Here is a 20,210-nt window from a genome sequence, read left to right on the forward strand (position 1 = left end):
AGGAATCCGTTATGTCAATCAAAAACAAAATGAAAGATTTCTTTGGACTCGAGGAAGATCCGAACAGCACATATGAGGAAGAAGAGTATGCCGTCGCAAATACAGCAACTCCTTCAACGACTGAAACATCGGTCATGAAACAAGAGGATCGTCCAAAATCAGCGAATAACCTCGTCGCGTTAAATACGAAAAAGAAAGAACGTTCAAAAGTCGTATTGGCTGAACCGCGTGTGTTCGCTGAAGCACAGGACATTAGTGATCAACTAAAAGAAAACCGTGCTGTCATCGTCAATCTTCAACGCATGTCAAAAGAACAATCGCGTCAAGTCGTCAACTTCCTTTCAGGTGTTGTCTATGCATTGGAAGGGTCGATGACTTCGATTGGACATAACACGATTCTGTGTACTCCGAACAACGTCGAATTGACTGGCTCAATCTCAAACTTGATCTCGGAGGATGAACTTCACAGTAAAGGGTGGTAACTGAATGGAAAATGTAATTCCTGCCTTAGGCAACACGTTGAGTGATCTACTTGGCATCTATAGTTGGATTCTCATCGGCTATATCTTATTATCATGGTTCCCGAACGCACGTGAATCAAAGTTTGGTCAAATTTTATCGGCTTTGTGTGAACCGTTCTTGGCACCGTTTCGTCGAATCATCCCACCAATTGGTGGCATGCTTGATATCTCTCCAATCGTCGCTTTATTCGTGCTTCGTATGGCACAAGCCGGAATTGCTGCGATTTTCGGGTGATGTATGAGCGTCTATGACCACTACAGACCAAGTGAACGGGCGTTCGTCGAACAAGTGCTCGACTGGGTGCAACAAGTCGAGAGTAGTTATGTGTTGAAATTGACGGACTTTTTGGACCCGCGTGAACAACAAATCGTCAAACAGATTGTCGGTAATCAACTTGTGATGCATAGTGATGGCGGATTCGAAGGCGCAGAAAGGTGTCGACTTATTTTGGCTCCGGATTACTATGAACTGAATCCTCATGATTTTGAAATTGAAATCCGACGTATCGAATACCCAACAAAGTTTGTGGATTTGACGCATCGACAAGTGACGGGAACCTTACTCAATGCAGGGCTGAAACGTCAAAAGTTTGGAGATGTCGTCCTTCAAGATGAGATTGTACAATTTGCGACGACGCGTGAATCAGTCGGATTCATCGAAATGAATTTGGATCGTGTCGGAAAAGCGAAAGTTCGCATTTCCTCCGTTGAGCAAGACGAGATTCTTGTCGTTCCGACAATTGAATGGGTCGAAGGATTTGGTATCGTTTCTTCTTTACGATTTGATACGGTTGTGAGCGAGGTTTTAAACATGTCCCGTCAAAAAGCACAAGCACTCGTCAAACATGGCGACTGCAAAGTAAATCATAAAGTCATTGAAGATGCGAGCTTCATTCTCGAACCAGACGACCTTCTATCCGTTCGTGGACACGGTCGCATCAAATTGATGGAAATTCTAGGTTCGACCAAACGTGAAAAAATTAAAATACAGTATGGCACCATACGTTGAATTTTAGGAGGAAAGTCGAATGGCGTTGACACCGATTGATATTCATAATAAAGAATTCTCTTCCCGTTTTCGTGGGTACGACATCGATGAGGTCAATGAATTTTTAGATCAAATCATTAAAGAGTTTGAACTATTGATTCGTGAGAATCGACGGTATGAAGAACTTGTCAACGATATGCAAGCTCGCATTGACTACTTTTCCTCGATGGAAGATACGTTGAACAAGTCGATTATCGTTGCACAGGAAGCTGCGGAAGAAGTGAAGAACAACGCTCAAAAAGAAGCGAGCCTCATTTTGAAACAAGCAGAGCGTGAGGCGTACGCCCGTGAAGAAGAAGCAGCCCGAAAAGAGAAACTTGCTGAACGAGAAGTCGTTCAAATGCTCAAAAAGGTTGAGTTATACCGTACACGTTTCCGTGTCCTCGTAGATGCCCAAATGGAGCTCCTCAATAGTACGGAGTGGGAAACGATTGTCGGCGAGCCGCCTGTACAGACGGTTCTTGACGATAGAACTGAACTTGCGTATAATGACGACGAAGTCACACAGAATGAAGAACAACATGGATAAATGATCAACACGTTGAGTAGGACGCGTCGATCGAGTCATACCTACGAAGCGACTTAGGGGCGGTGAGAGCCTAAGAGAAAGACTCGAATCGGTATCCCCTATGAGTTGTCACGCTGAACTTGAGTAAGCGTGTCCGCCTGACCTCGTTATCGGTTACCGAGAGCGGTCTCATTTGAGGTGAGACTAGTAGGGTGGTACCGCGAGTCAACCAACTCGTCCCTATCAGGGATGGGTTGGTTTTTTTGTTTTCTAAAAAATGTTGATGGAGGAGTTTCGATGAACTACAAAGATACGCTATTAATGCCAAACACTGAATTCGCGATGCGTGGGAATTTACCAAAACGCGAACCAGCGATGCAAACGGAATGGGAAGACATGGACCTTTATAACAAGGTGCAAGAAAAAAATGCTGGGAAACCACAATACATCTTGCATGATGGACCTCCATACGCGAATGGCGACATCCACATGGGACACGCGATGAATAAAGTATTAAAAGATATCATCGTTCGTTTCAAAGGGATGAACGGATATCAGTCTCCAATGATTCCAGGTTGGGATACACACGGACTTCCAATCGAGAATGCCCTTCAAAAAGCAGGCGTCAACCGTAAAGAGATGACGGTCGCTGAATTCCGAGAGAAGTGTGCGGAGTATGCAATGGAGCAAGTGAATTCGCAACGTGAACAATTCAAACGTCTCGGTCTTCTCGCAGACTTTGAAAATCCATACATCACCCTCCTTCCTGAGTATGAGGCTGCACAGATTCGCTTGTTCGGAACGATGGCTGAAAAAGGTTATATCTATAAAGGGAAAAAACCTGTCTATTGGTCACCATCTTCTGAATCGGCACTAGCTGAGGCAGAAATTGAATACTATGATAAAAAGTCACCAGCAATCTACGTGGCATTCCGTGTCGTAGATGGGAAAGATACGTTGACGTCAAACGATCACTTTGTCATCTGGACGACGACACCTTGGACAATCCCGGCGAACCTTGGTATCGCGGTGAGTGATGAGTTGACGTATACGCGCATCGAACATGAAGGAAAAGGTTATATTGTCGCTGAGACGCTTGTCGAAGAAGTGACGACAGCGCTCGGATGGTCAGATTACACAGTGAGCGGTTCTTGGAATGGACGTGACTTCGAGTACATGACGGCACAACACCCGTTGTATGAACGCACGTCACTCGTCGTCCTTGGCGATCACGTCACAGCGGATGCGACAGGACTCGTTCACACAGCTCCTGGGCACGGGGAAGACGACTACCGCGTCGGACAAGCGTACGGATTAGATGTCCTTTGTCCGGTAGATGACCGTGGATATATGACGGATGAAGCACCTGGATACGAAGGGCTATTCTACGAGGATGCAAATAAGCAAATCGGGATGAAACTTGAGGAGAATGGATATTTGCTCAATTTAAAGTTCATCAAACACTCGTATCCACATGACTGGCGTACAAAGAAACCGGTCATCTTCCGTGCGACACCGCAATGGTTCGCTTCAATTAAAGATTTCCGAGAGGATATGCTCCGTGAAGTCGAAGAAGTGAACTGGGTCCCGGAATGGGGAATGACTCGTCTTTACAACATGGTTCGTGACCGTGGAGACTGGGTCATCAGCCGTCAGCGTGCGTGGGGTGTTCCGATCCCGATCTTCTATGCGGAAGATGGAACGGAAATCATCACGAACGAGACGATTGATCACATCGCAAACTTGTTCCGTGAACACGGTTCAAACGTTTGGTATGAGCGAGAAGCAAAAGATCTTCTTCCGGAAGGATTCACACATCCGAACAGCCCGAACGGAGAATTCCGTAAAGAACTCGACATCATGGACGTCTGGTTTGATTCAGGGTCATCCCATGCCGGTGTGTTAGAAGAACGTGAAAATCTTCGTCGTCCGGCAGATCTTTACCTTGAAGGATCTGACCAATACCGCGGATGGTTCAACTCATCACTCTCAACAGCTGTTGCGACGACAGGCAAAGCACCGTACCGTAACGTCTTGAGCCATGGTTTCGTTCTTGATGGGGACGGACGCAAAATGTCGAAATCTCTTGGTAACACCATTGCACCGAACGATCTCGTGAAGCAGTACGGTGCTGAAATCGTACGTCTTTGGGTCGCATCTGTCGACTATCAGTCTGATGTACGTGCGTCACATGACAACTTTAAACAAGTATCAGAAGTTTACCGGAAGATGCGTAACACAATCCGTTTCCTTCTTGGAAACTTGAACGGCTTTGAACCATCGATGCGTGTCGCGTTTGAAGATATGCCGGAAGCGGACCGTTTCATGGCAACGAAGCTCAAGCAATTGCAGGCGAAAGTTGTTAAAGCCTACGATGAATTTGACTTCATGGCCGTGTACCATCTCGTTCATAACTTCTGCGTCAACGAGTTGTCATCGTTCTACCTTGACTTCACAAAAGATATTTTGTATATCGAGCGTGAAGACGATCTCCGTCGTCGTGCCGTTCAGACGGTCATGTACGATGCGGTCGTCCTCTTGACAAAACTGTTGGCGCCAATCCTTCCACATACTGCCGACGAGGCGTGGAAAGAGGTTCCTGGGAAGTCAGAAGCAAGCATCTTCTTGACTGATCTTGAAGAAGTCGATGCGTTGACTACTGACGAGAAAACGTTGTTAGAGAAATGGTCGAAATTCCTCGTCTTCCGTGACGATGTCCTCAAAGCGATCGAAATCGCACGTGGCGAGAAGCTGATCGGGAAACCGCTCGAAGCCAAATTGATTCTTGCACCGAAAGCCGAGACTGCCGGCTTGTTGAATACAATCGACAACGTAAGCCAACTGCTTCAAGTATCACAAGTGGAGTGGGCTGAGACGGCAGACGTTGATTATGCGACGACAAAAATCACAGTCATGAAAGCAGATGGTGCCGCTTGTGCACGTTGTTGGACGTACTCGACAGAGGTTGGACAAAACGAAGAGTATCCTGAGCTTTGCCCACGCTGTGCATCAGTAATCGGTTAAGACGAACCGGAGTGGCGTCCCCACTCCGGTTTCTTAACGGCTTGAAAGGAGACGTATATGAAACGATATTATGGATTGGCCTTCATCTTGATTTTGCTCGACCAACTAACGAAATGGGTCGTTGTACAGACGATGACGATTGGTCAATCAATTGAGGTCATCCCGAATTTGTTGTATTGGACTTCTTATCGCAATAAGGGAGCGGCTTGGGGGATGTTAGAAGGACAGATGGTGTTTTTCTTCATCATCACGATTCTCGTCGTCGCCGGTTTGGTATACTTCTTACACAAAGAGGTGAACGGGTATCAACTTCTTGGATATAGCGTCGGATTATTGTTGGCCGGTGCCATCGGTAACTTTATCGATCGCTTGTTTCGTGGCGAAGTCGTCGATTTTGTCGACACGTATCCGTTCGGCTACAACTTCCCGATTTTTAACGTGGCTGATATGGCGCTCACGTTCGGTGTCATTTTGATGGTTATTGGTATTTTATTTGAAGAAAAATTACACAAAGAAAGGGGACAATCGTAATGGAATCCTATACTTTTGTCGCCGATGAAAAGGCAAGGATTGATAAGTGGGTAAGTGACCGTGGAGAGTGGTCACGCTCGCAAGTACAAGAATGGATAAAGACAGGGGTATTACTCGTTAATGGTACTGCCGTCAAACCGAACTATAAGCTCCAATTGGGCGATGAGATTGAAGTGAACATACCGGAAGCGGTAGAACTAGAAGTGTTGCCTGAACAAATTTCACTCGATATCGTATATGAAGACGAAGACGTCATCGTCGTCAATAAGCCACGAGGGATGGTCGTTCACCCTGCAGCCGGTCACACGTCCGGAACGCTCGTCAACGCCCTTCTCGGACATTGTGATGACCTATCAGGTATCAATGGTGTGAAGCGTCCGGGAATCGTACACCGAATTGATAAGGATACGACGGGACTCCTCATGGTCGCCAAAAATGATTTGGCTCATGAATCACTTGCGAGTCAATTGAAAGACAAGACGATCAAACGTGAATATATCGCGCTCGTCCATGGTGAACTTGTCCATGAACTTGGGACAATTGAAGCGCCGATTGGACGCGATACGAATGATCGTCAGCGTATGACGGTGACGGACCGGAACGCAAAAGAAGCCGTTACACATTTCCGTTTGCTCGAACGCTATAAAGACTTTACCCTCGTCGAATGTAAGCTTGAGACAGGTCGTACGCACCAAATTCGTGTGCATATGCGCTATATCGGTCATTCGCTCGCGGGAGACCCGAAGTATGGACCGCGTCGTACAATCGATTTAGGGGGTCAAGCATTGCATGCGGCGACACTCGGTTTTTACCATCCTCGAACAAAACAATGGATGGAATTTGAGGCGCCACTCCCTGAAGACTTTAAAGCGGAACTCGCAAAGTTAGATAAAATCGAGAAAACTCGTTGACTTCTATCCCGTTCCGATTTATAGTCTAGGAAGCATAACACCTTTAAACCCAGTCCAGAGAGGCTGCGAAAGGATTGTGACCGAGGTCACATTTACGTCAATTCAACCCCGGCATCAGACTGCCGTTTTTGATGAAGACTCCCTTTCCAGCCGGACGAGGGAGTCTTCTTTTTTGAATGAAGCATGAAAGGAGGAATCACGTGAAACAATCAGTTATTTTAGATGAGTCAGCCATCCGTCGCGCCTTGACGCGAATCGCCCATGAAATTATCGAGCGTAACAAAGGAATCGATGATATCGTTCTCGTTGGGATTAAGACGAGAGGGGAGACACTCGCCGATCGGCTTGCCCGTCGCATCGAGGAGATTGAAGGTAAACCGGTCGCACTAGGGAATCTCGACATCACTCTTTATCGCGATGACTTATCGAAAAAGTCGTTAGATCCGGAAGTGAAAGCAACAGAACTGCCACATGACATCAATGGAAAGACTGTCGTCCTCGTCGACGATGTGCTTTATACCGGTCGTACGGTTCGTGCCGCAATGGACGCGCTCGTCGACCACGGTCGCCCGGATTATATCCAGCTCGCGGTCTTGATTGACCGGGGACATCGGGAACTTCCGATTCGACCTGATTTTATTGGGAAGAACGTTCCTACATCCAAATCCGAGCAAGTCGTCGTCCGACTCAGTGAAGTCGACACGGCAGATGAAGTCACAATCAACCAGCAATAAATCATACCTTTAAGGTGGTCCAGAGAGGCCAGGAAGGAGAAATTCAATATGAAACAACCCGTACTACACATCCATGAGCGTCCCGCTCACTTTCCACAATGGCTACTTTTCAGCCTTCAGCACGTCTTCGCCATGTTCGGAGCGACGATTTTAGTCCCGATTTTGACAGGATTAAATACATCGGTCGCCCTCGTCGCTTCCGGAGTGGCCACGCTCTCATTCCTAGCGATCACTCGCTTCAAAGTCCCAACATACTTAGGTTCAAGTTTTGCCTACATCGCGCCAATCATTGCGGTCAGTCAGCAATGGGGTGTCGAAGCCGCACTGTTCGGCGGCATCGTTGCCGGTTCCGTATACGGTGTTGTTTCGTTGATCATCTATAAAACAGGTGTCAATTGGTTGCTTCGATTGCTTCCACCAGTTGTTGTCGGACCGGTCATCATGGTCATCGGGCTCTCGCTCGCACCAGTCGCCATCGACATGTCGATGAATCAAGATGGTGCATACAATGGCACATTCATGATGATTGCACTACTTACACTTGGGATCACGATGCTCGCCATGACGAAATTGAAAGGTGTTTGGGGAGCGGTTCCGATTCTATTCGGAATCGTTGGAGGGTATGCCATCGCCGCTGCGTTCGGAATCATCGACTACTCACCAATCCAACAAGCTAGCTTGTTCCAACTTCCTGACTTCACAATGGTGTTCGTCGACTATATGCCGATGTGGCAAGTCGGTGCGCTCCTCGCCATCGTACCCGTCGCACTCGTCACGATGACGGAGCATATCGGAGATCAAATGGTCACCTCGAAAATCATTGGACGGGAGACGATGAAAGATCCGGGTCTCCACCGGACATTACTAGGTGATGGGGTAGGGAAGGCAGTCGCTTCTGCGCTCGGTGGTCCACCGTGTACGACGTATGGGGAAAACAACGGTGTCATGGCGATCACACGGGTGTACAGTGTGTATGTCATCGCAGGAGCGGCGCTCATGGCCATCAGCTTCGGATTCCTCGGTCACGTTGAAGCGTTCATCTCGACCATCCCGAATCCGGTAAAAGGGGGCATCTCGATCCTCTTGTTCGGGGTTATCGCCTCAAACGGGCTGCGCACGATGGTGGAAAGTAAAGTCGACTTGGCGGAGAAACGCAACTTGATTATCTCATCGGTCATCCTCGTCATCGGTCTAGGCGGGGCAATGGTACAACTTGGCAGCTTCCCTGTACAAGGAATGGCGCTCGCGACAGTCGTCGGGATTCTCTTAAACGTCATCTTACCGAAAGAAGAAGACGATTCGATTGACGAAGTCAACACAACTGAAGAAACGAAACAAGCAAGTAACTTTTAAATCGATCCCGTGAGGTCGGCAAAGTGAAGGCTCGTTTATTTGGGCGTACTCTGCTCAAGTAAAGGCGTCCCTTCACTCGGTGAAGAGACGCCTTTTCTCTTTGCCTCTACAAAAGGAGGAGACGAACATGAATACGATGCAAACCAATGTCAAACCAGTCAAACACTTCGTTAGCTTAGACACACTTTCTCTCGATGAAATCATGGGCATGATTGAAGAGTCGTTGCGCTACAAGCAAGGTGATCTTCCGCCACTATTTGACGGAAAGACGGTCGCAAACTTGTTCTTTGAAAACTCGACCCGGACGAAAAACTCGTTTCAAATGGCCGAGCGACATTTGAACATGCAAGAGATTCCGTTCGATGTGACGACATCATCTGTCACAAAAGGTGAAACATTGTATGACACATGCAAGACGCTTGAAGCAATCGGAGTAGACACGCTCGTCATCAGACACCCGGAAGCGGGGTACTATCATGAACTCGTTGAGAAATTGAACATCCCGGTACTGAATGGGGGTGATGGCAGTGGCGAACACCCATCCCAATCGTTACTCGATCTCGTCACCATCTTTGAAGAGTTCAGAACGTTTCAAGGATTGAACGTCGCCATCTGTGGAGACCTCGTTCACAGTCGTGTCGCTCGCTCGAATGCAAGTGTTCTGAATCGCCTCGGGGCAAATGTGGTCGGATGTAGTCCGGCTTCTTGGTGGGACGATTCGATGGGGTTGGAGCGAAAAGAGCTTGATGATGTCTTAGGTGAAAGTGATGTCATCATGCTGCTCCGTGTCCAGCACGAGCGCCACATTATGGGTGACATCTTTTCAAAAGAAGAGTACCACACGCGTTACGGCTTGACGGTCGAACGAATCGAACGAATGAAAGAAGGTGCCATCATCATGCACCCGGCTCCGGTCAATCGGGATGTCGAGATTGCCGGATGTTTGATTGAGCATGAACGGTCACGAATCTTCCCGCAAATGAAGAATGGGGTATACGCCCGTATGAGCATCTTAAATCGAGCATTAGGAGGTCAACAATGATACTTCAACACGCGACATGGTATGACAAGGGAACGAAGCGTACGACAGCCATTCAAGTGAAAGACGGAAAGATTGAATCACTTGACTATAAAGGGGAGACGACGGGACAAGAAATCGTCGATGCATCGGGCTATTTGCTCGCTCCAGGACTTGTCGATGTGCATGTTCATTTAAGAGAACCAGGAGGCGAAGCGAAAGAGACGATCAAGACAGGGACGCTGGCTGCTGCGGCAGGTGGTTTCACGACCATCTGCTCTATGCCGAATACGCGACCGGTTCCAGACAATCGCGAGACGATGGATGTTCTCCTTCAAAAGATTGAACAGGATGCGGTCGTCCGTGTCCTTCCATACGCCGCCATCACGAAACGACAGCTCGGTGAAGAACAAGTCGACATGGAATCGCTCGCAGATGCGTTTGCTTTCACAGATGACGGGGTCGGCGTCCAATCAGCAGCGATGATGCGTGAAGCGATGCGTGAAGCGAAACGATTGAACAAAGCAATTGTCGCTCACTGTGAGGACAATACGCTTAAAGCGGGCGCGGTCCACGAAGGGAAATTCAGTGAGGTGCATGGAATTCAAGGGATTCCGAGCCTCGCCGAAAGCATTCATATCGCTCGCGACGTTTTGATTGCTGAAGAGACAGGGTGTCACTATCACGTCTGTCACGTCTCATCGCGGCAATCGGTTCGTGTCATCCGGGATGCGAAACGGGCAGGCATCAAAGTGACCGCAGAAGTGACGCCCCATCATCTCGTCTTGAGCGAAGAGGACATCCCGGGTCTCGATGCAAACTTCAAGATGAATCCACCGCTCCGGAGCGAGGATGATCGACAAGCCCTCATCGAAGGATTATTCGACGGGACGATTGACATGATCGCAACGGACCATGCTCCCCATACAGCTGAAGAAAAAACACAAGGGATGGAGCGGGCTCCGTTTGGCATTACCGGTTTCGAAACAGCACTTCCACTTCTTTACACGACGTTTGTAAAAACCGGGGTCATGGAAGAGCATCAGTTGCTCGACTGGATGACGAAACGTCCGAGTGACGTATTCGGCTTATCGAGAGGGGAACTTCAGGTGGGGGCGGACGCGGACATGGTTTTCATCGACACGGAAACGACGCGTGTGGTCGATCCCACGACATTTTATTCAAAAGGAAAGAATACACCGTTCGCGGGGAGAGAGCTTGTCGGGTGGCCAGTCATGACGATGGTCGGCGGCGAAATTGTATATAAGGGGCGATTTGATGAAACGAACATTATGGCTTGAGGATGGCATGGCATTTGTCGGTAAAGGATTCGGGGCACCGGCGGATACGATGGGGGAAGTCGTCTTCCAGACAGGGATGACAGGTTACCAAGAAATCTTATCGGACCCATCGTACTGCGACCAAATGATTGTTCTTACGAACCCACTGATCGGGAACTATGGCGTCAATCGTGAGGATTTTGAAACGACGGTACCGATGGCAAAAGCATTAATCGTGAAAGAGGCGTGCGATACGCCATCGAACTTTCGTTCAACGGCGACACTCGACGCGACACTTACCCGCTTCGGCATTCCAGGACTAACGGATATCGATACACGGATGTTGACACGTCATTTACGTGCAAAAGGGGTAATGCGCGGCGTCCTCATCGATGGAGAGTTGACTTGGGACGAGGTACGGGCTCGATTTGATGAAGTTTCTCCAACAGATCAGGTGGCACGCGTATCGACGAAACGGACGTATGTGAGTACGGGAACTGGTCCTCGCATCGCCTTGATCGACTTCGGGGCGAAACTCGGTATCATGCGTGAACTGATGAAGCGAGAGTGTGAGGTCATCGTCTTCCCGCACGACGTGACGGCAGAAGACGTATTGCGGTATGAGCCGGACGGTATCATGTTGTCGAACGGACCTGGAGATCCAAAAGATGTTCCGACGGCACTACCACTCATCGAACAACTCATGCCGACGACTCCGATGTTCGGGATTTGTCTCGGTCACCAGCTGATCGCTCTCGCAAACGGGGCGGACACGTTCAAGCTTCCGTTCGGACACCGTGGCGCGAACCATCCGGTACTTGAGCTCGAGACAGGTGCCGTGACCATCACGTCACAAAATCATGGATATGCGGTAGAGGAAACGTCACTACTCGATACACCGCTCATCGTGACACATCGTGCGGTCAACGATGGAACGATTGAAGGGGTGAGACACCTCCACCATCCGACGTTCTCGGTACAGTACCATCCCGAGGCAGCACCGGGACCGTACGACGCCAACGACTTGTTTGACCGTTTCATGCAACTCGTACAAGAAAACAAACAGAAAGTGGGAATTTGACATGCCAAAACGACCAGATATTCAGAAAATCCTCGTAATCGGATCAGGACCGATTGTAATCGGACAAGCAGCGGAGTTTGATTATGCTGGTACACAGGCATGTCTTGCCTTGAAAGAAGAAGGCTATGAAGTCATTCTCGTCAACTCGAATCCTGCAACAATCATGACGGATCCGACGACAGCGGACCGTGTCTACATCGAACCGCTCGAACCAGAATTCGTCGAGCGGATTATCCGGCAAGAACGTCCCGATGCACTTCTGGCGACGCTAGGAGGACAAACAGGGTTGAACTTGGCATTTGAACTCGACAAACGGGGTGTCTTACGTGATTGTGGCGTGGAACTTCTCGGGACGAAACTGTCTGCGATTGTTCAGGCGGAGGACCGGGAACAGTTCCGTAACTTGATGTTTGAACTCGGTCACGGTGTACCTGAAAGTGAGATCGTCCATACGCTCGAGTCTGCTTGGGGATTTGCGGAACGGATTGGGTATCCGATCATCATCCGACCTGCGTACACGCTCGGGGGAACCGGTGGAGGGATTGCCCATGACCGGGAATCGTTCGAGCAAATCGTCGAATCTGGACTAAAAGCGAGTCCTGTGACGCAAGTCTTGTTAGAGAAATCGATTGCCGGGATGAAAGAAGTCGAGTTCGAGGTGATGCGTGACTCGAGTGACCAAGCCATCATCGTCTGTGCGATGGAAAACTTTGACCCGGTCGGAATCCACACCGGTGACTCGATTGTGTTCGCCCCGACTCAGACGCTGTCAGATCGGGATTACCAGATGCTACGTAGCGTCTCGCTCGACATCATTCGGGCACTTGGGATTGAGGGAGGATGCAACATCCAATTCGCCCTCGACCCAGACAGCTTCACGTACTACGTCATCGAGGTGAATCCACGTGTTTCCCGAAGTTCGGCGCTCGCTTCAAAAGCGACAGGCTATCCGATTGCCAAACTCGCTGCAAAGGTCGCTGTCGGCTACAAGTTATCAGAATTGAAAAACCCGGTCACAGAGACGAGCTACGCCTCGTTCGAACCGGCGCTCGATTACGTCGTCGCCAAAATCCCACGTTTCGCTTTCGATAAGTTTGAGTCCGCGGATCGCCGCTTAGGCACACAAATGAAGGCGACGGGTGAGGTCATGGCCATCGGTCGAAATTTAGAAGAGGCACTGTTAAAAGCGGTACGTTCGCTCGAACTGGGCACGGAAGAACTCTATGTTCCACAACTTCAAGCATTAGACACAGAACAGCTCGAGAATGGACTCATCCATCCGACAGACGAGCGTTTGTTCATCGTATATGAGGCCCTTCGTCGCGGATACACGGTAGAAGCGCTACACCAACTGACAAAAATCGATCGATTCTACTTACACAAACTGAGTCGGATTTGGCAAGTTGAGCAACAACTCGTCGCGGAGCCGTTAACGTCAGAACGTTTATTCGATGTGAAACGCCTCGGATTCAGTGATGTGGCAATCGCCCGCATGCTCTCGATGGATACAGAAGCGGTTCGCACGAAACGGAAAGAATGGAACATACGTCCCGTCTATAAGATGGTCGATACGTGCGCGGCCGAGTTCGCTTCTGAGACGCCATACTTCTATGGAACGTATGAAGTGGAGAATGAAGCGGTCAAGACAGACCGGGAGTCCATCCTCGTCCTCGGGTCGGGACCGATTCGAATCGGTCAAGGTGTCGAATTCGACTATGCGACCGTTCACTCGATCCAAACGATTCGAGATGCGGGTTACGAAGCAATCATCATCAACAACAACCCAGAAACGGTCTCGACGGACTTTTCCATCTCCGATCGATTGTATTTCGAGCCGTTGACGACAGAAGATGTATTCGAGGTCATCGAGAACGAGAATCCTCTTGGTGTCATCGTCCAATTCGGTGGGCAGACTGCCATCAATTTGGCGGCATCGCTAGAAGCGAACGGCGTAAAGATTCTTGGGACGGCTCTGGAAGATATCGACCGTGCCGAAGACCGGAAGGCGTTTGAAGCCACATTGTCCGCTGAGCGATTGGCTCAACCACCAGGGAAGACAGCGACAAATGTGGAAGACGCCGTCGTTTGTGCGAATGAACTCGGCTATCCGGTACTCGTCCGACCATCGTATGTCCTCGGTGGACGGGCGATGGAAATCGTTTATGAACAGTCTGAGCTTGAGCGGTACATGCGACATGCGGTCATCGCCTCGAAAGATCGACCGGTACTCATCGATCGCTATTTGACAGGAATTGAGATTGAAGTCGATGCGATCTGTGACGGGACGGACGTCTACATCCCAGGGATCATGGAGCATATCGAACGTGCCGGCGTACACTCGGGCGATTCGATTGCCGTCTATCCGCCACAACGTCTCAGTGACGAATTGAAGCAAAAAGTCGTCGACTATACGATCAAATTGGCGAAAGCATTCCGAATCAAAGGGCTTCTCAATATCCAGTTCGTCTATGCGGACGACCTATACGTCATCGAGGTGAACCCACGTGCGAGTCGTACCGTGCCGTTCATCTCGAAAGTGACAGGTTTACCGGTCGCACGGATCGCGACTCAGACGATTCTTGGGACGAGCTTGAAAGAACTCGGTCTCGGGACGGGCATTCATCCAGAGTCAGACGGTATCTCGGTCAAAGTACCAGTCTTCTCGTTTGCGAAATTGAAAGAGGTAGACCCATCGCTCGGACCAGAGATGAAGTCGACAGGGGAAGTCATGGCGACAGACCGGACGCTCGAAAAAGCGCTCTACAAAGGGCTCGTCGCAGCGGGGATGAACATCGCCTTGAAAGGGAACGTGCTCATGACGATTGCCGATCATGATAAGGATGAGGCCATCGCCTTGGCGAAACGTTTCGACCGTCTCGGTTTCCGCCTCATGGCAACGAGTGGGACGGCAGACGGTCTCGAAGCGGAACAGATGCGTGTTCGTCGAGTCGGCAAAATTCAAGAAGATGGTGAGACGATGCTCAGCGTGATCGAGCGAGGAGACGTCGACTTGATTATCAATACGACGAGTCGTGATGCCCTCGTCACAAAAGATGGCTTCTTGATTCGGCGTATGGCTGCAGAACAAGGCACGCTCTGCCTCACATCGCTCGATACAGCCGAAGCCTTGTTACAAGTCATTGAAAGTCTATCGTTCCAAACGGTCAGCATTCCGGCGTTCACAAAGTTCGGGGTGATGGTATGAAACGTGACGTGACAATTGTCAGCAACCGTCAAATCGCCAGAGCGACGATGGAGATGAAAGTACGCTGCCCCGGGGTGGAGATCGCCCCTGGGACGTTCTTTCATATCAAGACGTCCGGCTTGTTACGTCGGCCGTTGTCAGTGGCGAACGTCGAAGGAGACGAAATCACCTTCATATATAAAGTGATTGGGGAAGGAACATCTGAATTAGCTGCTAAGCGTGTTGGGGACACGTTGGACGTTCTTGGTCCACTCGGAAACGGATTTCCACTTGCACAACATGGAAAGCGGGTCGTCCTCGTCGGTGGTGGCATTGGGGTCCCACCCCTATACTACGTCAGACGTCGACTACATGAGATGGGGATCGAGACGATTGCGATTCTCGGGTTTGATTCACAAGAAAGTGTCTTTTATGAAGACGCATTTCGTGAACTTGGTGAGACCATCATCACGACAGTAGACGGCAGTCACGGGGAGCTTGGATTCGTCACGAGACCACTTGAACGCGTCGAAGCGGACGTGTTGTTTAGCTGTGGACCGGAAGCCATGTTAAAGGCAGTCGCCGCTTCACCCATTCCTGAACGATATCTCTCGATCGAGAATCGGATGGGCTGCGGGATTGGCGCCTGTTTTGCCTGCGTCTGTCAGGCACCGGAGGGTTATGTGAAAGTCTGTAGTGACGGTCCGGTATTCAATGCGGAAGAGGTGCTGTTATGAGATTGAATGTCGAGTTACCAGGTCTTCATTTAAAAAACCCGATTATTCCGGCTTCGGGATGTTTCGGATTCGGTGAAGAGTTTGCAAAACTGTATGATCTCTCCATCTTAGGAGGCATCATGATTAAGGCAGCGACGGAGGAATCGAGGTTCGGAAATCCGACCCCACGTGTCGCCGAGACTGCACAAGGCATGCTCAATGCGATCGGTCTTCAAAATCCAGGCGTCGATGCGATCATCGAAGAAAAATTGCCATTCCTCTCGACGTTCGACACGGAAATCATCGCCAATGTCGCCGGTTCGACGCCGGGTGAGTATGTAGAAGTCGCTCGTCGAATCAGTGCAGACCCGACCATTAAAGCGGTCGAATTGAACATCTCGTGTCCGAACGTGAAATGTGGGGGCATGCAGTTTGGGACGGACCCGGTGATGGCTGCAGAACTCACGCGACTCGTCAAAGCGGCTTCGAGTAAGCCGGTCTATGTCAAGCTGTCCCCGAACGTCACGTCGATTACCGACATGGCACGAGCGGTCGAGGCGGCCGGTGCGGACGGATTGACGATGATTAACACGCTCGTCGGGATGCGAATCGATATCGAAACGGGGCGACCGATTTTAGCGAACAGAATCGGCGGATTATCCGGTCCAGCCATCAAACCGGTAGCCGTCCGAATGGTATATGAGGTCGCGCAAGCGGTCAATATTCCGATTATCGCCATGGGTGGGGTTCGAACGGTCGACGATGTGCTTGAATTCATCTACGCTGGGGCGTCAGCCGTCGCGGTCGGAACGGCAAACTTTGAGAATCCATACGTCTGTCAGGAAATCATTGATGCGCTACCGGCACGACTTGATTCACTCGGAATCGAACATATTTTGGATGTGAGGGGGAAGGCTTATGCACAACTTGTATCTCGCCCTTGACGTGGAGACACGAGAAGAAGCATTTCACTTGTTACAACCGTTCCCGAACCGACCGGCTGTCAAAGTCGGGATGGAACTTTTCTATCGGGAAGGCGCACGATTTGTTGAAGAGTTGGTCGACCGCGGTTACCCGGTCTTTCTTGATGTGAAAGTACATGATATCCCGGAGACGGCACGTCGTACGATGCGTCAAATCGGAAAACTTGGGGTGGCTGTGACGAACGTCCACACACTAGGTGGCGAAAAGATGATGCGTTATGCGTTAGACGGGTTACGTCAGGCAAGTGATACGACTCGTTTGATTGGGGTCACACAGTTGACGTCGACAGATGAACGAATGATGAAGACGGAACTAGGAATCGCAGGACGACTCGATCAAGCTGTCATCCGCCAAGCGACCCTCGCCAAACAGGCTGGACTCGACGGGGTAGTCGCGTCTGTTCAAGAAGCGAAGATGATTCATCAGGAACTCGGGGACACGTTTATGACCGTCACACCAGGTATCCGACTCGGTGAAACCGATGATGATCAAGTACGGGTCGCGACACCGAGTGAAGCTAGGCTGGCTGGTGTCCACTCGATTGTCGTCGGGCGACCGATTACACGTGCGACCGATCCGGTTACCATGTACGAACAATTCATGATGGAATGGGGACAAACGTATGAAACAAATTGCTGAAGCACTATTACAGATTGAAGCTGTCACACTTTCGCCGACCGAGCCATATACATGGTCGAGCGGGCTAAAGAGTCCGATTTATTGCGACAATCGGTTAACACTCAGTTATCCTGAAGTTCGTCAGGTGATCATCGATAAGTTGGTGAAGTCGATTACCCCTACACAGGTTGATGTCATCGCAGGCACAGCTACGGCCGGTATTCCTCACGGGGCATTGCTCGCTGACCGACTTGGTCTTCCTTTCATCTATGTTCGTTCGAGTGCGAAAGGACATGGAAAGGGAAATCAAATCGAGGGGAAACTCGATATAGGCGCACGCGTGCTCGTCATCGAGGACTTGTTGTCGACAGGGATGTCAAGTATCGATGCAGCGAAAGCGATTCTTGAAGCGGGTAGTAAGGTCGTTGGGATTCAAGCCATCTTCTCTTACGAATTGCCGATTCTCGAAAAAAATCTAGCCGCGGCAAACCTTTCTGCCGAGTCATTGACGACATTCTCAGAATTAATTGAAGTTGCAGAAACGAAAGGAATCCTCAACCGTTCGGAACTTAATTCTTTACGTGAGTGGCAGCAAGACCCCCGTGCTTGGAGCGATTTGGTCACCTCTTAAGAATCCACCCTCGGGCGGATTCTTTTTCGATTCGGCATATGTCATACTTCATGGTAAAATAACGGAAGTGATTCAAAAAGGAGAGGCATATGGCGTATTCAAGAAGCAAAGAGAAGACATGGAGCGCACGGTTTCGTGCGATTCCGAAACACCGTAAAATCGCCTTCGGTCTTGTCTTGACCATCATCCCAACGCTGTTTTTCGTGAATTTATTTGTATTCAGCCATTTATTAGCGTTAGGAGACCAATACGAAGACCGATATCAAATGAAAAAGTTGCGACTCGAAACGAATCATGGCAACGTCGAATTTGTGCGAAGTCCAAATGAAAAAGTTCAGATTGAAGTGATGCAAACGAACTCAAAAGAACGACGAATCAAAGTCAAATCAGTCGGAGATACCATTTACGTTGTCGAGAGATATGGATGGTTCAGTTATGTTGGTAGCCGTGCGAGTGATGAACCTTCACGCTACAAGATACGTGTCTCGTTACCGAGCTCTATGACATCTGTTCACCTTGAGGCTGAGCAAGTGACCGGACAAGGATTGAATGCGAAGACGATTGTGATGGATGCGAATGCGGTGAATTTGAAACAAATCGATAGCGACCGTCTGCGAATCGAATCAAAAAGTGATACGACGATCGAGTCGGCAAGGCTCGTGAGCGGGGTCATTCGTTCTTATCGCCATGCGACCGTCAGTGACGTCGTCGTCAATCAGGCGATGACCATTCAAACGGAAGCGGGAACGCTCAGTTATACGCCAAAACATGCGACCGGGCAAGTGAACGTGACGACAGCGGGGAAGGTTACAAGCAGCGACCGTTATGAGGAAGTCGAGCCGGGTGTCTATCAATTGTCTACCTCGAATCGACCAGTCGTGGAGTTGATTTCTGAAACAGGGAAGGTCGATTTGAAATGAATGGAAAACGATACATCCCGAAAGTCGGGCTTCGTACGTTAAAGACTGGTATTGCCGTTTCGATTACCGTCGCTATCTCATGGTATGTATTTGGAATTTATTCTGGAATGGGGGCCATCGCAGCCGTTGTTGCGATGCAACCGACGGTCAAACGTTCCTCAAATATTGTATTCAGCCGAATCTTTGGAACGGTAGTCGGTCTCATGTGCGGACTCTTTATCGTTTATTTATTCGGCGTCAACCCGCTATCAATCGGATTGGCCGTCATCGTGGCCCTCACGCTCAATACGACGTTTGATAAGACACATATGTCGACATATGCGGCATTTGCCATCGTCATGATGCTCGAAAGTCCGACTTCTGATTTCTTTCATTACGCATGGACGCGTTCGTTATTGACGGCGGTCGGAGTGTTCGTCTCACTTGGCGTCAACTATGCGTTTTTGCCGCCTCGTTATGAAGATCGGTTATTAAATGAGGTACGAAAGACTTCATCCTTTCTATTTCATCATTGGCGCGAACTCGTCGGCTCACCGGCTGAACTATTGGAGACGCGAGCCCGTATTCTAGGACATCAAGAGTTGCATATGATGCTTCAAGAGGATATGAAAGTGACGAACGTTAAGTTGAAATATATGACGATTAAACAGTACCGATTATTGATTCACCTTGAAGACAAACTCGTATTGTTACTAGAAAGTTTAGCCGAACATCGAGAAGCGCTTTTAATGATGAGTGAGGAAGAACGACAAGCGTTCGAATCTGAATTTTTATATTTACTGGCACACCATCACGATATTCTTTATACATGTGACAAGCCCTATTCGCTCTTCAAACTTCCACATGAAGATTTATCCGTTTCAGAAATTTTACATGGGCATTTGCTCGACTATCATGAACAGCTCGAAGCGTTCAAGCATGATCCGAAAACGTGAACCCTCTACACGTAGAAGACCCGCCATGATGATGACGGGTCCAGCTTGTTGACAAATAACATGTTCGAACTCGTCCTTCCGGCGCCCACGCTTTCTTGTAGGAGTCGGGGGCGCCGTCGGGCGAGCAACGCAAACGGTCGTCATCTGGCGGCCGTTTGTTTTCTTCCAAGGCCTCGACGGCCGAAGAAAAAGCTCGATACTTACTTCGAATCG

At 49.5% G+C, this 20,210-nt stretch carries 19 protein-coding genes and 1 other annotated feature; all 19 genes read left to right on the forward strand.

Translation table 11 applies throughout. The features are described from left to right. Positions 1 to 11: 11 nt before the first annotated feature. The 19 genes from KNO95_RS02110 to KNO95_RS02200 all read left to right on the forward strand — a co-directional run bounded on the left by KNO95_RS02110 (position 12) and on the right by KNO95_RS02200 (position 19,997). Positions 12 to 482, forward strand: coding sequence for a cell division protein SepF (locus KNO95_RS02110; RefSeq protein ID WP_026826316.1), 471 nt, complete (start codon positions 12 to 14; stop codon positions 480 to 482). Between the two features lie 4 nt (positions 483 to 486). Continuing rightward, entirely contained in the window at positions 487 to 756 is a 270-nt protein-coding gene (locus KNO95_RS02115; protein ID WP_026826315.1) for a YggT family protein, read from the forward strand. 3 nt (positions 757 to 759) lie between these two features. Next, the gene (locus KNO95_RS02120; protein ID WP_214702282.1) at positions 760 to 1,530 is read left to right on the forward strand and encodes a YlmH family RNA-binding protein; all 771 of its coding nucleotides are present in this window, start codon (positions 760 to 762) and stop codon (positions 1,528 to 1,530) included. Positions 1,531 to 1,549: 19 nt separating this feature from the next. Beyond that, positions 1,550 to 2,098 carry a DivIVA domain-containing protein gene (locus tag KNO95_RS02125; RefSeq protein WP_026826313.1) on the forward strand — a complete coding sequence of 183 codons (549 nt, stop codon included), beginning with the start codon at positions 1,550 to 1,552 and terminating at the stop codon, positions 2,096 to 2,098. A gap of 3 nt (positions 2,099 to 2,101) precedes the next feature. After that, positions 2,102 to 2,322, forward strand: a binding site (T-box leader). Between the two features lie 52 nt (positions 2,323 to 2,374). Then, the gene (gene ileS, locus KNO95_RS02130) at positions 2,375 to 5,101 is read left to right on the forward strand and encodes an isoleucine--tRNA ligase (RefSeq protein WP_214702280.1); all 2,727 of its coding nucleotides are present in this window, start codon (positions 2,375 to 2,377) and stop codon (positions 5,099 to 5,101) included. 57 nt (positions 5,102 to 5,158) lie between these two features. Continuing rightward, complete coding sequence (gene lspA / locus KNO95_RS02135) at positions 5,159 to 5,632, forward strand: signal peptidase II (RefSeq protein WP_026826311.1); 474 nt, start codon at positions 5,159 to 5,161, stop codon at positions 5,630 to 5,632. Continuing rightward, positions 5,632 to 6,543, forward strand: a complete 912-nt coding sequence (locus KNO95_RS02140; RefSeq protein WP_214698154.1) for an RluA family pseudouridine synthase — start codon at positions 5,632 to 5,634, stop codon at positions 6,541 to 6,543. Before lspA ends, KNO95_RS02140 begins: the two co-directional genes overlap by 1 nt. A gap of 176 nt (positions 6,544 to 6,719) precedes the next feature. After that, a complete protein-coding gene (gene pyrR / locus KNO95_RS02145; protein WP_251125007.1) occupies positions 6,720 to 7,277 on the forward strand; it encodes a bifunctional pyr operon transcriptional regulator/uracil phosphoribosyltransferase PyrR in 558 nt (185 codons plus the stop codon). Between the two features lie 48 nt (positions 7,278 to 7,325). Further along, on the forward strand, positions 7,326 to 8,630 hold the full coding sequence (locus tag KNO95_RS02150; RefSeq protein ID WP_026826308.1) for a uracil-xanthine permease family protein: 1,305 nt from the start codon (positions 7,326 to 7,328) through the stop codon (positions 8,628 to 8,630). Between the two features lie 127 nt (positions 8,631 to 8,757). Beyond that, a complete protein-coding gene (locus KNO95_RS02155; protein WP_214702279.1) occupies positions 8,758 to 9,672 on the forward strand; it encodes an aspartate carbamoyltransferase catalytic subunit in 915 nt (304 codons plus the stop codon). Further along, positions 9,669 to 10,949: a dihydroorotase gene (locus tag KNO95_RS02160; protein ID WP_214702278.1), complete on the forward strand. Its 1,281-nt coding sequence runs from the start codon at positions 9,669 to 9,671 to the stop codon at positions 10,947 to 10,949. The genes KNO95_RS02155 and KNO95_RS02160 overlap by 4 nt, the downstream gene beginning before the upstream one ends. Beyond that, a complete protein-coding gene (locus KNO95_RS02165) occupies positions 10,927 to 12,009 on the forward strand; it encodes a carbamoyl phosphate synthase small subunit (RefSeq protein WP_214702277.1) in 1,083 nt (360 codons plus the stop codon). The genes KNO95_RS02160 and KNO95_RS02165 overlap by 23 nt, the downstream gene beginning before the upstream one ends. A 1-nt stretch (position 12,010) precedes the next feature. Then, positions 12,011 to 15,214 carry a carbamoyl-phosphate synthase large subunit gene (gene carB, locus KNO95_RS02170; protein ID WP_214702276.1) on the forward strand — a complete coding sequence of 1,068 codons (3,204 nt, stop codon included), beginning with the start codon at positions 12,011 to 12,013 and terminating at the stop codon, positions 15,212 to 15,214. Continuing rightward, positions 15,211 to 15,930 (forward strand): dihydroorotate dehydrogenase electron transfer subunit, encoded by a 720-nt coding sequence (locus KNO95_RS02175; RefSeq protein WP_214702275.1) that lies wholly within the window; start codon positions 15,211 to 15,213, stop codon positions 15,928 to 15,930. Before carB ends, KNO95_RS02175 begins: the two co-directional genes overlap by 4 nt. Further along, positions 15,927 to 16,853: a dihydroorotate dehydrogenase gene (locus tag KNO95_RS02180; RefSeq protein WP_214702274.1), complete on the forward strand. Its 927-nt coding sequence runs from the start codon at positions 15,927 to 15,929 to the stop codon at positions 16,851 to 16,853. The genes KNO95_RS02175 and KNO95_RS02180 overlap by 4 nt, the downstream gene beginning before the upstream one ends. Next, entirely contained in the window at positions 16,828 to 17,532 is a 705-nt protein-coding gene (pyrF, locus tag KNO95_RS02185) for an orotidine-5'-phosphate decarboxylase (RefSeq protein ID WP_214702272.1), read from the forward strand. The genes KNO95_RS02180 and pyrF overlap by 26 nt, the downstream gene beginning before the upstream one ends. Further along, the gene (gene pyrE / locus KNO95_RS02190) at positions 17,516 to 18,142 is read left to right on the forward strand and encodes an orotate phosphoribosyltransferase (RefSeq protein WP_026826300.1); all 627 of its coding nucleotides are present in this window, start codon (positions 17,516 to 17,518) and stop codon (positions 18,140 to 18,142) included. Before pyrF ends, pyrE begins: the two co-directional genes overlap by 17 nt. A gap of 89 nt (positions 18,143 to 18,231) precedes the next feature. Then, positions 18,232 to 19,062: a hypothetical protein gene (locus tag KNO95_RS02195; RefSeq protein WP_214797870.1), complete on the forward strand. Its 831-nt coding sequence runs from the start codon at positions 18,232 to 18,234 to the stop codon at positions 19,060 to 19,062. Next, on the forward strand, positions 19,059 to 19,997 hold the full coding sequence (locus KNO95_RS02200; protein ID WP_214702269.1) for an FUSC family protein: 939 nt from the start codon (positions 19,059 to 19,061) through the stop codon (positions 19,995 to 19,997). Before KNO95_RS02195 ends, KNO95_RS02200 begins: the two co-directional genes overlap by 4 nt. The last annotated feature ends 213 nt before the right edge of the window (positions 19,998 to 20,210 follow it).

Origin of the sequence: Exiguobacterium sp. ERU653, assembly GCF_018617775.1 — a bacterium.
GTDB lineage: Bacteria > Bacillota > Bacilli > Exiguobacteriales > Exiguobacteriaceae > Exiguobacterium > Exiguobacterium marinum.

Excerpts from the sequence above, each read along its gene's own strand:
- pyrF (WP_214702272.1), top strand. The coding sequence starts at position 16,828 with ATGCACAACTTGTATCTCGCCCTTGACGTGGAGACACGAGAAGAAGCA.
- KNO95_RS02180 (WP_214702274.1), top strand. The coding sequence starts at position 15,927 with ATGAGATTGAATGTCGAGTTACCAGGTCTTCATTTAAAAAACCCGATT.
- KNO95_RS02175 (WP_214702275.1), top strand. The coding sequence starts at position 15,211 with ATGAAACGTGACGTGACAATTGTCAGCAACCGTCAAATCGCCAGAGCG.
- pyrR (WP_251125007.1), top strand. The coding sequence starts at position 6,720 with ATGAAGCATGAAAGGAGGAATCACGTGAAACAATCAGTTATTTTAGAT.
- KNO95_RS02155 (WP_214702279.1), top strand. The coding sequence starts at position 8,758 with ATGAATACGATGCAAACCAATGTCAAACCAGTCAAACACTTCGTTAGC.
- KNO95_RS02120 (WP_214702282.1), top strand. The coding sequence starts at position 760 with ATGAGCGTCTATGACCACTACAGACCAAGTGAACGGGCGTTCGTCGAA.
- KNO95_RS02110 (WP_026826316.1), top strand. The coding sequence starts at position 12 with ATGTCAATCAAAAACAAAATGAAAGATTTCTTTGGACTCGAGGAAGAT.
- carB (WP_214702276.1), top strand. The coding sequence starts at position 12,011 with ATGCCAAAACGACCAGATATTCAGAAAATCCTCGTAATCGGATCAGGA.
- ileS (WP_214702280.1), top strand. The coding sequence starts at position 2,375 with ATGAACTACAAAGATACGCTATTAATGCCAAACACTGAATTCGCGATG.
- KNO95_RS02165 (WP_214702277.1), top strand. The coding sequence starts at position 10,927 with ATGAAACGAACATTATGGCTTGAGGATGGCATGGCATTTGTCGGTAAA.
- KNO95_RS02125 (WP_026826313.1), top strand. The coding sequence starts at position 1,550 with ATGGCGTTGACACCGATTGATATTCATAATAAAGAATTCTCTTCCCGT.
- pyrE (WP_026826300.1), top strand. The coding sequence starts at position 17,516 with ATGAAACAAATTGCTGAAGCACTATTACAGATTGAAGCTGTCACACTT.
- lspA (WP_026826311.1), top strand. The coding sequence starts at position 5,159 with ATGAAACGATATTATGGATTGGCCTTCATCTTGATTTTGCTCGACCAA.
- KNO95_RS02115 (WP_026826315.1), top strand. The coding sequence starts at position 487 with ATGGAAAATGTAATTCCTGCCTTAGGCAACACGTTGAGTGATCTACTT.
- KNO95_RS02160 (WP_214702278.1), top strand. The coding sequence starts at position 9,669 with ATGATACTTCAACACGCGACATGGTATGACAAGGGAACGAAGCGTACG.
- KNO95_RS02150 (WP_026826308.1), top strand. The coding sequence starts at position 7,326 with ATGAAACAACCCGTACTACACATCCATGAGCGTCCCGCTCACTTTCCA.
- KNO95_RS02140 (WP_214698154.1), top strand. The coding sequence starts at position 5,632 with ATGGAATCCTATACTTTTGTCGCCGATGAAAAGGCAAGGATTGATAAG.
- KNO95_RS02200 (WP_214702269.1), top strand. The coding sequence starts at position 19,059 with ATGAATGGAAAACGATACATCCCGAAAGTCGGGCTTCGTACGTTAAAG.
- KNO95_RS02195 (WP_214797870.1), top strand. The coding sequence starts at position 18,232 with ATGGCGTATTCAAGAAGCAAAGAGAAGACATGGAGCGCACGGTTTCGT.